The 12,620-nt window shown below is 57.6% G+C and carries 15 protein-coding genes; 1 reads left to right on the forward strand and 14 read right to left on the reverse strand.

The genetic code is table 11. From position 1 onward, the window contains the following. Nucleotides 1-21: 21 nt before the first annotated feature. The 12 genes from I6E52_RS05995 to I6E52_RS06050 all read right to left on the reverse strand — a co-directional run bounded on the left by I6E52_RS05995 (nucleotide 22) and on the right by I6E52_RS06050 (nucleotide 8,167). A complete protein-coding gene (locus I6E52_RS05995) occupies nucleotides 22-942 on the reverse strand; it encodes a tRNA pseudouridine(38-40) synthase TruA (RefSeq protein ID WP_197155510.1) in 921 nt (306 codons plus the stop codon). Between the two features lie 73 nt (nucleotides 943-1,015). Then, nucleotides 1,016-1,528, reverse strand: coding sequence for a 50S ribosomal protein L17 (rplQ, locus tag I6E52_RS06000; RefSeq protein ID WP_197106437.1), 513 nt, complete (start codon nucleotides 1,526-1,528; stop codon nucleotides 1,016-1,018). Between the two features lie 38 nt (nucleotides 1,529-1,566). Beyond that, nucleotides 1,567-2,562, reverse strand: coding sequence for a DNA-directed RNA polymerase subunit alpha (locus I6E52_RS06005; RefSeq protein WP_129072180.1), 996 nt, complete (start codon nucleotides 2,560-2,562; stop codon nucleotides 1,567-1,569). 163 nt (nucleotides 2,563-2,725) lie between these two features. Then, nucleotides 2,726-3,124 carry a 30S ribosomal protein S11 gene (gene rpsK / locus I6E52_RS06010; protein ID WP_197106438.1) on the reverse strand — a complete coding sequence of 133 codons (399 nt, stop codon included), beginning with the start codon at nucleotides 3,122-3,124 and terminating at the stop codon, nucleotides 2,726-2,728. A 51-nt stretch (nucleotides 3,125-3,175) separates the two neighbouring features. Beyond that, a complete protein-coding gene (gene rpsM / locus I6E52_RS06015; RefSeq protein WP_197106439.1) occupies nucleotides 3,176-3,550 on the reverse strand; it encodes a 30S ribosomal protein S13 in 375 nt (124 codons plus the stop codon). A 196-nt stretch (nucleotides 3,551-3,746) separates the two neighbouring features. Beyond that, nucleotides 3,747-3,863 carry a 50S ribosomal protein L36 gene (gene rpmJ / locus I6E52_RS06020; RefSeq protein WP_197106440.1) on the reverse strand — a complete coding sequence of 39 codons (117 nt, stop codon included), beginning with the start codon at nucleotides 3,861-3,863 and terminating at the stop codon, nucleotides 3,747-3,749. A gap of 75 nt (nucleotides 3,864-3,938) precedes the next feature. Next, nucleotides 3,939-4,160, reverse strand: a complete 222-nt coding sequence (gene infA / locus I6E52_RS06025; RefSeq protein WP_010203795.1) for a translation initiation factor IF-1 — start codon at nucleotides 4,158-4,160, stop codon at nucleotides 3,939-3,941. 144 nt (nucleotides 4,161-4,304) lie between these two features. Next, the gene (locus I6E52_RS06030) at nucleotides 4,305-5,438 is read right to left on the reverse strand and encodes a mannitol-1-phosphate 5-dehydrogenase (protein WP_197155512.1); all 1,134 of its coding nucleotides are present in this window, start codon (nucleotides 5,436-5,438) and stop codon (nucleotides 4,305-4,307) included. After that, nucleotides 5,435-5,872 (reverse strand): PTS sugar transporter subunit IIA, encoded by a 438-nt coding sequence (locus tag I6E52_RS06035; RefSeq protein ID WP_197123127.1) that lies wholly within the window; start codon nucleotides 5,870-5,872, stop codon nucleotides 5,435-5,437. The genes I6E52_RS06030 and I6E52_RS06035 overlap by 4 nt, the downstream gene beginning before the upstream one ends. Before the next feature lie 11 nt (nucleotides 5,873-5,883). Continuing rightward, nucleotides 5,884-7,413 carry a PTS mannitol transporter subunit IICB gene (locus I6E52_RS06040; RefSeq protein WP_197155514.1) on the reverse strand — a complete coding sequence of 510 codons (1,530 nt, stop codon included), beginning with the start codon at nucleotides 7,411-7,413 and terminating at the stop codon, nucleotides 5,884-5,886. A 57-nt stretch (nucleotides 7,414-7,470) separates the two neighbouring features. Further along, a complete protein-coding gene (locus I6E52_RS06045; protein WP_197136705.1) occupies nucleotides 7,471-7,737 on the reverse strand; it encodes an HPr family phosphocarrier protein in 267 nt (88 codons plus the stop codon). Beyond that, entirely contained in the window at nucleotides 7,730-8,167 is a 438-nt protein-coding gene (locus tag I6E52_RS06050; RefSeq protein ID WP_231601776.1) for a PTS sugar transporter subunit IIB, read from the reverse strand. The genes I6E52_RS06045 and I6E52_RS06050 overlap by 8 nt, the downstream gene beginning before the upstream one ends. A 23-nt stretch (nucleotides 8,168-8,190) precedes the next feature. Here I6E52_RS06050 and I6E52_RS06055 point away from each other — a divergent pair, with 23 nt between their 5' ends. Further along, on the forward strand, nucleotides 8,191-10,125 hold the full coding sequence (locus I6E52_RS06055) for a transcription antiterminator (RefSeq protein ID WP_197155516.1): 1,935 nt from the start codon (nucleotides 8,191-8,193) through the stop codon (nucleotides 10,123-10,125). 537 nt (nucleotides 10,126-10,662) lie between these two features. On the opposite strand, the gene I6E52_RS06060 is transcribed toward I6E52_RS06055, so the two are convergent. Further along, complete coding sequence (locus I6E52_RS06060) at nucleotides 10,663-11,262, reverse strand: adenylate kinase (protein WP_197123117.1); 600 nt, start codon at nucleotides 11,260-11,262, stop codon at nucleotides 10,663-10,665. Then, nucleotides 11,259-12,581 (reverse strand): preprotein translocase subunit SecY, encoded by a 1,323-nt coding sequence (gene secY / locus I6E52_RS06065; RefSeq protein ID WP_197123115.1) that lies wholly within the window; start codon nucleotides 12,579-12,581, stop codon nucleotides 11,259-11,261. Before secY ends, I6E52_RS06060 begins: the two co-directional genes overlap by 4 nt. Nucleotides 12,582-12,620 lie beyond the last annotated feature (39 nt).

Here is a 12,620-nt window from a genome sequence, read left to right on the forward strand (position 1 = left end):
CGCAGCGCGCCACCGCGGTGACTAGTCGATCAATTCGCGACGTGATCGCGTGAGTTCTGCGCGCGCGTGCAGTTCTTCATCTGGCGGATACCCGACCTCAACAAGTGTGAGTCCTTTAGCAGGCATGACCTTGTATTCGCTGCCCTTCGAACGTTCATCACGGATGTCGGCGGGGCGCGAAGAATCAATCTTGCCCTGTCCCACAAAGACTCCGGCTCCCACGAGCGACCGCACCATGCTGTGGCAAAACGCATCGGCGCGCACTTCGGCGAGGATGATGCCCTCATCGGTGCGGGTAAAGCTGAATCGCTCAAGGCTGCGCACCGTCGTGGCACCTTCGCGGGGCTTGCAATAGGCAGCCCAATCATGGAGCCCGAGAAGCTCTTTCGCCGCCACGTTCATCGCGTCCACGTCGAGAGTGGCCGGGTACCAGAGTGTGTGATTGCGTTGACGCGGGTCACGCGGTGACTCGTTGTCGGCGATGCGGTACTCGTAGCGTCGCCAGAGGGGCGAGAACCGGGCATCGAACCCGTCCGCTGCGATCACTGACTGGGTTACAAAAATGTCGGACTCGAGGCCCGTGATGCCATTGATCCGTCGCGCCAGAGAGGCCGGTCCGTCATACCGCCGGCCGCCCATGTTGCCGCGACGCGGGCGGTCGAGGCTGCGCAGCTGAGTCTCTGTGAGGTCAAGGTGAGCCACTTGGCCTGTCGCGTGTACGCCGGCATCCGTGCGTCCGGCAACGACCAGTTGCGGTGTAACCCCAAACCGCCGAAAGATGACGGCCAGGGCGTCTTCAATGGTGCCTTGCACGGTCCGCAGCACAGGTTGCTTGCCCCACCCAAAGAAATTCGTACCGTCGTAGGCGATATCTAGTCGCAGACGAGCAAAGGGCGCGGCATCCGACTCAAGCGCCGGGATGGCGGGTGCCGTTTCAGTCATAGTCCAACCCTATTTCACGAAGAAAACCCCGGCCCGCACGAAGCGGAGCCGGGGTTTTCTCGAACGAAGAAAGTTACTTCTCTTCTGCAGTCTCTGCAGCAGCATCCTCGACGGCGACGTCTTCGGTTGCTACTTCTTCGACGGGAGCTTCCTCTACGGCGGGCTCTTCTGCAGCGGCCTTGGGCTCAGCCTTAGCGGCAGCCTTCGGAGCCTTCTTCTTGGGCGTTACGGGCTCAAGAACGAGTTCCATCTGAACCATCGAAGCGTTGTCTCCCTTGCGGAAACCAAGCTTCGTGATGCGGGTGTAACCACCATCGCGGTTCTCAACCTGCGGTGCGATGACCGTGAAGAGTTCGTGGATGACGGTCTTGTCGCCGATGATTCCGAGCGCGCGGCGACGGTTGTGCAAGTCACCCTTCTTCGCGAACGTGATCAGGCGCTCAGCAACGGGACGCAGACGCTTCGCGCGCATTTCCGTTGTCTTGATGCTCTTGTGAGTGAACAGGGCTGCGGCCAAGTTGGCAAGCATGTGGCGCTCGTGCGCCGGTCCACCGCCGAGACGCGGGCCCTTAGTAGGTGTAGGCATTTTCTAATTCTCCAGTGTCAAAGTTTCGAGCCAGTGGCTCAAGCGTTGGTCTCGTCGTCGGCGTATCCGCCGTAGAAGTGTGCTCCGTCGAATCCGGGAACGCTGTCTTTCAACGACAGTCCCATCTCGACGAGCTTGTCGCGCACTTCATCAACCGACTTCTGACCGAAGTTACGGATGTTCATGAGCTGGGTCTCCGAAAGAGCAACCAGTTCACTTACGGTGTTGATGCCTTCGCGCTTGAGGCAGTTGTAGCTACGCACCGAAAGATCAAGATCTTCGATCGGCATGCTGAGTTCGGTCGAAAGCACGGCGTCAACCGGTGCAGGACCAATCTCAATACCCTCTGCGGCCGTGTTGAGCTCGCGAGCGAGTCCAAACAGTTCGGTCAGCGTGCGACCGGCCGAAGCCACTGCATCGCGAGGGGTGATTGCCGACTTGGTTTCAACATCTACAACCAGACGGTCAAAGTCAGTGCGCTCACCGGCACGAGTTGCCTCGACGCGGTAGGTGACCTTGAGAACGGGCGAGTAGATCGAGTCGACCGGAATTTGGCCGGCTTCGCTGAACTCGCTGCGGTTCTGAGTTGCGGTGACGTAGCCACGGCCACGCTCGATCGTCAGCTCAAGTTCAAACTTGGCCTTGTCGTTGAGCGTTGCGATGACGAGTTCCGGGTTGTGAATCTCTACACCGGCAGGTGCTGAGATGTCCGCTGCGGTAACTTCACCAGCACCCTGCTTGCGCAGGTAAGCGGTGATCGGCTCGTCGTGCTCACTGGAGACTACGAGGTTCTTGATGTTGAGGATGACCTCAGTGACGTCTTCTTTGACACCGGCGACGGTGCTGAATTCGTGAAGAACTCCATCGATACGGATGCTGGTGACAGCTGCTCCGGGGATCGACGAAAGAAGGGTGCGACGGAGTGAGTTTCCGAGGGTGTAACCGAAACCAGGTTCGAGCGGCTCGATAACGAACCGTGAACGGAATTCGGAAATGTTCTCCTCAGCAAGGGTGGGACGCTGTGCAATCAGCACTGGTAATTCCTTTCGGCGAAGTGTCCGCTATATGACACTTGTGGGCGACGGGTGGCTGGCCCGACGTTGTATTGAGTTGTGCGCTGGAACTGTGAGCGAGGGCCACAAGGGCCCTCGCCACGACGCCAGCACTAACGAGTTGCCCCGTTAGTACGGCGTGAAACTAAACGCGACGACGCTTGGGCGGACGGCAACCATTGTGCGTCTGCGGTGTTACGTCGTTGATCGAACCCACTTCGAGGCCAGCGGCCTGCAGCGAGCGAATCGCAGTTTCGCGACCCGAACCCGGTCCCTTGACGAAAACGTCAACCTTCTTGACACCGTGCTCCTGAGCCTGGCGTGCAGCCGACTCAGCAGACATCTGTGCGGCATAAGGGGTCGACTTACGCGAACCCTTGAAGCCAACGACACCTGACGACGACCAGGCAAGAACTGCGCCGGTGGGGTCAGTGATGGTCACGATGGTGTTGTTGAACGTTGACTTGATGTGAGCCTGGCCCACAGCAATGTTCTTCTTTTCTTTACGACGCGGCTTACGAGCGGCCGATTTTGGTGCTGCCATTGTTTTCTCCTAAAACGTTGATGGCGACGACACTGGGGTTGAACCCAGGGTCTATCGGGCCTTCTTCTTGCCGGCTACGGTGCGCTTCGGGCCCTTGCGGGTACGAGCGTTGGTCTTCGTGCGCTGACCGTGAACGGGCAGTCCCTTGCGGTGACGGATACCCTGGTAGCTTCCGATTTCAACCTTGCGGCGGATGTCTGCTGCAACCTCACGGCGGAGGTCACCTTCTACCTGGAAGTTTCCTTCGATGTAGTCGCGCAGCGCAATGAGCTGGTCATCGGTGAGATCCTGAACACGGATCTCTCCGCTGATCTGAGTGTCGGCGAGGGTTTTGAGTGCCCTCGTGCGGCCAACACCGTAAATGTAAGTCAGTGCGACCTCTACACGCTTGTCGCGTGGGATGTCGACGCCTGCTAGACGTGCCATAGTGGCTTCTCCTGTTTGATGAGTGGAGGTCTGTAACAGCACCTGTGCACCGGCCTCCAACCGATGGTGTCCCTGTTACTTGTTTTCACAAGTCTCAGATCTGGTGTTGCTAGTTCTTGTATTTAGTTATGTGCGCTGCGGTGTGTGGCGATTGCTCGCCCCACCCCGTGCAACTGTGCGATCTGCTCGCGGAACCTTAGCCCTGGCGTTGCTTGTGACGCGGGTTCGACTTGCAGATAACCATGACGCGACCGTTGCGGCGAATTACGCGGCAGTTGTCGCAGATGGGCTTAACGCTGGGGTTAACCTTCATTATTTTTCCTTGTGAATCGCTGTCGTCGTTCCACTAGCCCGCAAGGGCAGCGTGGACGTTACTTTCCAGCGCGGTCTACTTGTAGCGGTAGGTGATGCGGCCGCGAGTCAGGTCATACGGGCTCAGCTCTACAACTACACGGTCCTCCGGAAGGATTCGAATGTAGTTCTGTCGCATTTTGCCGGAGATGTGCGCGAGCACAACGTGGCCGTTCGTCAACTCAACACGAAACATCGCGTTGGGCAGAGCCTCGACTACTGCTCCTTCGATCTCAATGACACCGTCTTTTTTGGCCATAGCCTCTTCGTCGCTATAAGTGGGGTTCGCTGGTCTGCGTAGATTGTGATGAGTGACTTTCGAGAAAGCCAAGGCGCGAAAAAATCGGCCTGAAACACCAAAGAGCAAGCCTACGCTAATCTCGGGCGTTTCGCCAAGTTGGGTCTAAGATTGCGCGCTGACCGTTTCGACGGCAGCAGCGTAAAGTGCGTCGCCTTCGCGAAGTCCCATAACCTCAGTGACGAATTCGGGAGCGGTGAGCGATGACCGCAGCTCCAACATCCGCACACTTTCGGGGTCTTCGGCCACGTTGAACTGCATCGCGGCACCGACCGCACGCAGGATCGCGTGCGGAGTCGTTCCGGATGCTGCCAGTTCGCTGGCAGGGCTGATAAAGCGTTCGTTGCGCGACAACTTGCGCAGCGGGCTACGGCCAACGCGCTCGGGAGTGTCCGGCAGGTGAGGGTTGCTAAATCGACGAGTACACGTGGCTACATAGTCGGCGTGGTCAGCAGCATCAAAGCCGTGCTTGGCGACGAGCATGGCGCTGGTCTCCGCCAGAACGGCATCGACTTCCGCCGCAACCTCGGGGATCGCCATCGCGGCAGAAAGTGTCTCCGCCCCGCGAAGATAGCCGTGGTACGCCACGGTGGCGTGGCCAGTGTTGACAGTGAACAGCTTGCGCTCAATGTAGGGCTCGAGGTCGTCGACGAAATGCACGTCGGCAATGTCTGGAACGTTGTCACCAAACGGCGCGCTTTCAATAGCCCACTCGAAAAAGTCTTCCACCGTGACGTCGAGTCCGGCAGCAGGGTCTTGGGCCGGCACGATGCGGTCGACCGCAGTGTTCGCAAAAATAGCTTTCGCGGCGAGCGTTTCAGCATCGACAGCGACCGCAACTTCGGCGCGCAGATTGTTCGTGGCATAGAGCGCGTTCTCACACGCCAGCACCTGCAGCGGCGGCAGATCATCAGCGCGAGCCTTGATCGCCTGAGCGATCAGGGGAGCGACGAACTTGAGGATGTTGGGGCCGACAGCAGTGGTAACCATGTCGGCGGTGGCGATCTCTTCGATCACGCCAGCTTCGTTGCTCGCGCTGTTCAGTGCGCGGAAGTTGTCGACAGTCTCGGTGCGGGGCTCCGCGCCCACTTCGTGCACCTGGTAGCTGTCTGCTGCGGCGAGGCTGTCGATGAGTTCTGCTGCGACATCCGCAAACACAATCTCGTAGCCAGCCTTGTGCAAGATCAGACCGACGAAGCCACGACCGATGTTGCCGGCTCCGAAATGTACGGCCTTCATGCGTTGTTCAATTCAGAGAGAAGACCGAGCAGCTCGTCTTCGCTAGATGCGTCGATGAGCTTCTGTACTTCGTCGTTGTCGCTAAAAATCGTGGCAACCGCGGCGAGGGTGTCCATGTGGCCACCGTCTTTTCCTGCGATGCCGACAACGAAGCGAACCTCGTTGCCATCCCAGTCGATGGGATCCGCGTACCGCACGAACGAGAGCGCGGACGACAAGATCGTGTCCTTGCCCTCGTTCGTGCCGTGCGGAATGGCTAGGAAGTTACCCATGAAGGTTGACGTCAACTCTTCACGGGCCTTCATGAAGCCAAGGTACTCGGGCGTTACCGCGCCAGCAGCAATCAGAATCTCCGCCGCCTCAGCGATGGCTTCTTCTTTGGTGCGAGCGGTGCCAGCCGCTTTGATCTGGTCTAGCTCGAGTACCTTGCTCATGATTTCTCCTGTTATTCGCTAACCATGTTTACGACTTCATCGTATTTCGGACTGTTCATGAAGTTATCAACTGAAACATGGATTGCGCCGGGAACTTTCTCCGTGGCACGGTCAGTCAGTTGATTCTGCGTGATGATGAGGTCTTCCGAACCATCGAGGTTCGCAATTGCCTTGTTCGTCACGTTGACGCCCTCGATGCCGGCCTTCGCAAACTTGTTGCGGAGAACGGTTGCTCCCATGGCACTCGATCCCATGCCTGCGTCACACGCAAACACAACGTTCTGGATCTTCGTGGCAGTTGCTGCACCGGCAGTTGCACCAGCAGCGGCAGCACCGGTTCCGAGCAGGTCGCTGACCGAGCTGCCCTTGCCCTTGTTGGCCTCGTTCTTAGCAACGGCTGCTGCGAGAGCATCGTCACCGTTAGCCATAGCTTCGAGGTCGCGCTTACGACCCGCACGAATGATGATCGAAGCGACCAGGAATGAGACCGCCGCGGAGAATACAACCGACAGCAGTACGCCAACGATGCTTCCGGGAGGCGTTTGGGCGAGAACCGCAATGATCGAGCCCGGTGAGGCCGGAGCGCGCAGACCCGACTGGAAGATGACGTTCGTGAGAACACCAGTTGCGCCACCAGCGATTGCTGCAACAACGAGCAGCGGCTTAGCCAAAACGTACGGGAAGTAGATCTCGTGGATACCACCGACGAAGTGAATCAGGATGGCACCGGGAGCGCTCGCACGCAGCAGGCCAACACCGAATACCAAGAAGGCGAGCAAGATACCGAGGCCGGGGCCAGGGTTTGCTTCGATGAGGAACAAGATCGACTGGCCCTTTTCAAGAGACTCGGCCGTTCCCAGCGGCGTAAAGACACCGTGGTTGATGGCGTTGTTGAGGAAGAGGATCTTGCCGGGCTCAACGAACACGCTTGCCAAAGGCAGCAGGCTGTTGTCAACAAGGAACGCGATAACCGCTTCGAGACCGTTGCTGATCGCTGTGACGAGCGGAGCGATCAGGAAGAATGACGCAATCGCGAGCAGCATGCCAACGATTCCACCAGCGAAGTTGTCGACGAGCATCTCGAAACCAGGACGAATCTTTCCCTCCCAGAGTGAGTCGATCTTCTTCATGACCCACGCAGCACCGGGACCAACGATCATGGCGCCCAGGAACATCGGGATACCGGCGCCAATGATGACACCCATCGTCGCGATGGTTCCGATAACTCCACCGCGGGTTCCGTAAACCATGCGGCCACCGGTGTTAGCGATGAGCAAGGGAAGTAGGTAAATGATCATCGGACCGACGAGGCCCGTGTTCGTTACCTCGGGGTCAAGGCTCCAGCCACCAAGCTGCTGAACCCAGACCGGGTCGATGCCGAGCAACGGCAACCAACCTGTTTGGATGAACAGTGCAGTGATAAAGCCCCAAGCGATGAATGCCGCAATGTTGGGCATCACCATTCCGCTAACGAAGGTTCCAAATTTTTGGACCCCTACGCGCGCACCGCCACTCTTGGCGGTCGTAGACGACGTTGTCATTGTTTTACTCCGATATCTGTGATGTGAGGATACTGCGAGGGAAGCGGCCGAACACGATTAGCTCTCGTCGTGATCGGTACTGAGAATTTCGGTCAGGGTGGCGATAACGGCATCGGCGCCATCGCCTTCAGCTGCAATGGTGACCTCGTCGCCATGCGTGACACCGAGCGAGATGACGCTCAGGATGCTTGAGGCATTTACCGACTTGTCGCCTTTGGCGATAGTGACGTCGAGTCCAGAGGCAGCTGCCGCCTGGGTGAAGAGTGATGCGGGACGAGCGTGAAGCCCGTGTGCCGAAGCCACCCGAATAGTTTGTTCAGCCATTGTTGCTGCTTTCTGTCGTTACTTGAGGGAAGGAATCAAGAAGGTCGAGGGCAATATTTGCGCCAGCTGCATCAAAGTTCAGGGCCGGGAGTTGGATCGCTTTCGCACCAATCGCGTCGGCGGCAATTGCTGCCTGGTCGAAGAAATCTGCGACGTGGGAGCTCACTAGCACGACATCCACAGAAGTGAGAGGCATACTGAGCGCCGCAACGCTCGCGGGGGTAAAGGTATGAGGCAGACCGCGAACAGTCGCCTGTCGACGAAGTGCGTGTGCCAAAAAGGTGCTCGAGGCACCTGCTCCGCACAAAACCAGCACCGTAGACACCTGATCGCCTCCTCGCGATAAACCTTCTTCAATCCTTCGATATCTATAGTGACTGGGAAGGCACCCTGAGTTCCAGTAGAGAAGATTCCGCCCCCGCGGAAACATTCATAGGCAAGAATGGAGTTCTCATGCTTGCCAATCACGCACGACTCATCGACTACCTCGCTCAAGCCGAGGCGTGGGTGACCGCTGCCGAGCTTGCTGACAAACTTGGCGTCACTACGCGCAGCGTGCGCAGTTACGTCACTGCGGTGAAGTCCTCCGCGCTTCCTCTTGAGGTCATCGAGTCGTCGACGGCCGGCTATCGCCTCAACCGTGAGAATTACGCAGAGTTCCTCAAGGGCGCCTCAAATCGCGAGGCAGAACGCCCCCGCGATCGCCAGTACCATCTTGTTCGTCGCCTTGGCGATGCTCCTGAAGGCACAGACATTCACGCCCTCGCCGATAGCTTTTTCGTCAGCGAGTCGACTATTGAAGCCGACCTGCGAAAGATCAAGGCAGCCGTGGAGGAATCAGGGCTAACGCTCACTCGGCGCGGGCCGCTCGTCATCTTGTCAGGAACGGAACCCAACCTTCGTCGGCTACTCAGCAAAATGTTCCGTCACGAAGAATCTCAAGGTTTTCTTGAACTCGAGAGTATTCAGCGGGAATTTGAGTCGTCCGATCTCCGCTCGTTTAAGACTTCACTGCTCGAGCTCCTCGACTCCCACGGGTACTTCGTCAACGAATATGGGATTAACCACGTCTTGCTCCACGTTGCGATTGCTGCAGACCGCACGCTCCCGCGCGATCCGGACGCTGCGGATGACGCAAGCTCTCCCCCAGCGCTGAGCACCGCACCAACCCTCTCCAAAGAATCGGCAGCCTTTTCAATTGACCTCGCGGCGCTCATCACGTCGCACTTCGGCACGAATCTGCGAGAAGACGACCTTAACGAGATCGAGCTCCTGCTCACTACGCGCGTCATTACCCGCGTCGCAAGCCCCGACTCCCCTGCGGATGTCGATCTAGAAGAACTCACCTCTCGCGTTCGCCGCACCGTGAAGCACGTTGGCGAGGAATACCTCATTGACCTTGACGATGACGACTTCATCATGAGGCTGTCATTACACGTGCGCAATCTCATCCTTCGCGCGCAAGACCTCTCCTACTCGCGCAACCCCATGACGCGGTCGATCAAGACCACCTATCCGATGATCTACGAACTCGCAGTGTTCATCGCAGCAGAAGTGCAACGCGATGAAGGCATCACGATCCACGACGACGAGATTTCCTACATTGCCCTCCACGTTGGCTCGCACCTTGAGCGTCAGGCGAAACGCGAGGTGCGGCTGACAGCAGCGCTGGTATGCCCCAATTACCATGACCTCCACGTCATCTTGCGTGAACGCATCGAAGCCGTACTCGGCGACGAGCTGCAACTTCGCATCGTGATCACTCGAACCGATGTCGACCTCGCTGAACTCTCCACCGATCTCGTTTTAACCACAATCGATCTGCGGTCGTTCGCTGACAACGTTGTGCTGATTCAGCCGTTCTTGACCGAAACCGATGTCGATGCGATCCGTCGCACGATCGGTCGCATCCGTCGGTTGCGTCGCCGGCGTGAACTCACCGATGAACTCTTGCGCTTCTTTGACCCCGCGCTGTTCTTGCGCAACTTCACCGCCCCGAGCGAGGAAGCGATGATCGCCGCCCTTGGACATCGGATGATCGAAGCCGGCGTTATTGACCACGGCTACATCACAGGCGCGATTGAACGCGAACGCATGTCATCCACGGCCTTCACCGACACCCTGGCTGTTCCCCATGCGATGACCATGAACGCTCACCGCACGGCAATCAGCATCGTCATCAATGAAACGCCGATGCCGTGGGGTGAAAACAAGGTCAACGTGATCGCCCTGATCGCCTTCAGCGCTGCCGGTCGCACAACGTTCCAAACAGTGTTCGACCAATTCGTAACGGTCTTTTCTGACCGTGAGTATGTGCAACAACTCGTCAAGAAAGCTGTCGACTTTCCCACATTTATCGATGAACTAGTTCGAGGCATCGAAAGCTAGCGATCAGGGGCGATAATTACTGCGAGATCGTGCGCGGAGTGAACGCGATTGCGGCGTACCAGTCGCGAACCGTCCGTTTCGTCCGCCTGTGCAGGCGAATCCGTAGCCGGCGAGCTCCCGGTAGTCGCATTCGTCAATCCACCTTTTTGTCGCGGCGCTTGTTGCCGCCACGACGAGCACCTCTTTTAGTTCGGCGGTTGTTGTTTCGAGGCGGAGGGAATCCTCACGCACCTCGTGCGCCTCCCGCCCGCGCTTTCAGGCCCGATTTTCATCGATGAGCTCGACTTGCGCCCCGATCTCTCGATCCTTCTGTTCGATTGCGTCCTTAGCCTGCTCAAGGCGCATACAGGTCAGCAGGAACAGCACTGCGGTGATCACGAAAGCCAGGGCCAGAACGACGATCGCGATGATAAAGTCACGACGCTTGTTCGGTTTCCCGACGCTGTCGACCGTGACCGCTATCCCCTCATCGTCAGGATGGATAACAACTCACGGGGCAGAACACGCTGCTAACGGCGCTAGCCACCAATCAGAGTTTTAGCGAGAACCCGCATCAGTGGCAGAAATACCGCGATCGAAAAGAGCTTCGGTGATTCGCGCAGTGACCGCGTCAATTTCGCCAAGAGCATCGATCGTGACAAGCACGCCGCGGTCCGCATAGACCTTCACGAGCGGAGCAGTCTGTTCGCTGTAGACCTCAAGACGGTGACGAACTACCTCTTCGGTATCATCGCTGCGGCCCTGTTCGAGAGCGCGCTTACGAAGGCGGTCCACAACGACATCAGGATCCGCTTCGAGCTCGACGACAACATCAAGCGCAGCACCGTGGCTTGCCAGAAATTCGTCAAGCTCGCGGACCTGATCGGTCGTGCGAGGGTAGCCGTCGAGCAGGAAGCCCTGCTTGGCGTCTGGCTCTTCGAGACGATCACGAATCAATGCGTTCGTGAGCGAGTCGGGAACATTGTCGCCGGCATCCATAAATGCTTTGGCTTTGTTCCCGAGCTCCGTGCCGTTCTTCACATTGCTGCGAAAAATGTCACCAGTAGAAATTGCAGGAACGCCGTAGATCTCGGCAAGACGAGCGGCCTGGGTGCCTTTTCCAGCACCAGGGGGACCAATCAAGAGAAGTCGTGTCAACGCAACAAACCTTCGTAATGGCGCTGCTGCAGCTGCGAATCGATTTGCTTGACGGTCTCAAGACCGACGCCAACGATAATCAGGATGCTAGCTCCGCCGAATGGGAAATTCTGGTTGGCCCCGATGACTACGAACGCAATCAAAGGGATCATTGCCACGAGGCCTAGGTACAAAGAACCAGGCAAGGTGACGCGAGTCAAGACGTAATCGAGGTATTCGGCGGTCGGTCGACCGGCACGGATACCAGGAATGAAGCCACCGTACTTCTTCATGTTATCTGCGACTTCCTCAGGGTTGAAGGTAATCGCAACGTAGAAGTAGGTGAAGCCCACAATCAGCAGGAAGTAACCGATCATGTAGATCGGGCTATCGCCGGAAACCAGATTGTTCTGGACCCAGACAACCCATGCTGCAGAGGTTTCTCCAGCTTGTGGCTGGTTGAACTGTGCAATCAAGGCGGGGAGGTACAGCAACGACGAAGCGAAGATCACGGGGATCACGCCGGCCATATTGACCTTGATCGGAATGTAGGTGTTGTTACCACCGTAGGTACGACGTCCTACCATGCGCTTGGCGTACTGCACAGGGATGCGTCGTTGCGACTGCTCGACAAATACAACGGCCGCCATGATTAGGATGCCCATGAGCAGCACAAGGACGAACGTCTCGATGCCGCTAGCCACGTAGATGCCCCAGAGTGCGCTCGGGAACGTTGCAGCGATCGACGTGAAGATCAACAGCGACATACCGTTACCGATACCGCGCTCAGTGACGAGCTCTCCCATCCACATGATGAGGCCGGTTCCTGCGGTCATGGTGATGACCATGAGCAAGATCGCATACCACGCATCGTTGGTGATGAGTTGGCTACATTCGGGAGCACCAGCCGACTGGAACAGTGCGCCACTTCGCGCAACAGTGATCAATGTCGTGGACTGGAGAATCGCGAGAGCGATTGTGAGGTAACGCGTGTACTGAGTCAGCGTTGCCTGGCCAGACTGGCCCTCTTTGTGAAGAGTCTCAAAGTGTGGGATGACCACACGAAGTAGTTGCACGATGATCGAGGCCGTGATGTACGGCATGATTCCGAGTGCAAATACGGAAAGTTGAAGGAGTGCCCCACCGCTAAAGAGGTTGATGAGGTCGTACAGTCCGCCACTCGATGAGTTGTAGGCGAGACATGCCTGAACGTTGGCGAAGTCGACGAACGGCGCGGGGATGAAGGAGCCAAGTCTAAACAGCGCAATGATGCCTAGCGTGAACCCGATCTTCCTGCGAAGGTCAGGCGTCCGTATGATCCGCGCGACAGCTTTAAACACAAGGCCTCCGATTTATCTATGTACTACGGGCGAGTGGGG

Source organism: Salinibacterium sp. NG253 (genome assembly GCF_015864945.1).
Classification (GTDB): Bacteria; Actinomycetota; Actinomycetes; order Actinomycetales; family Microbacteriaceae; genus Rhodoglobus.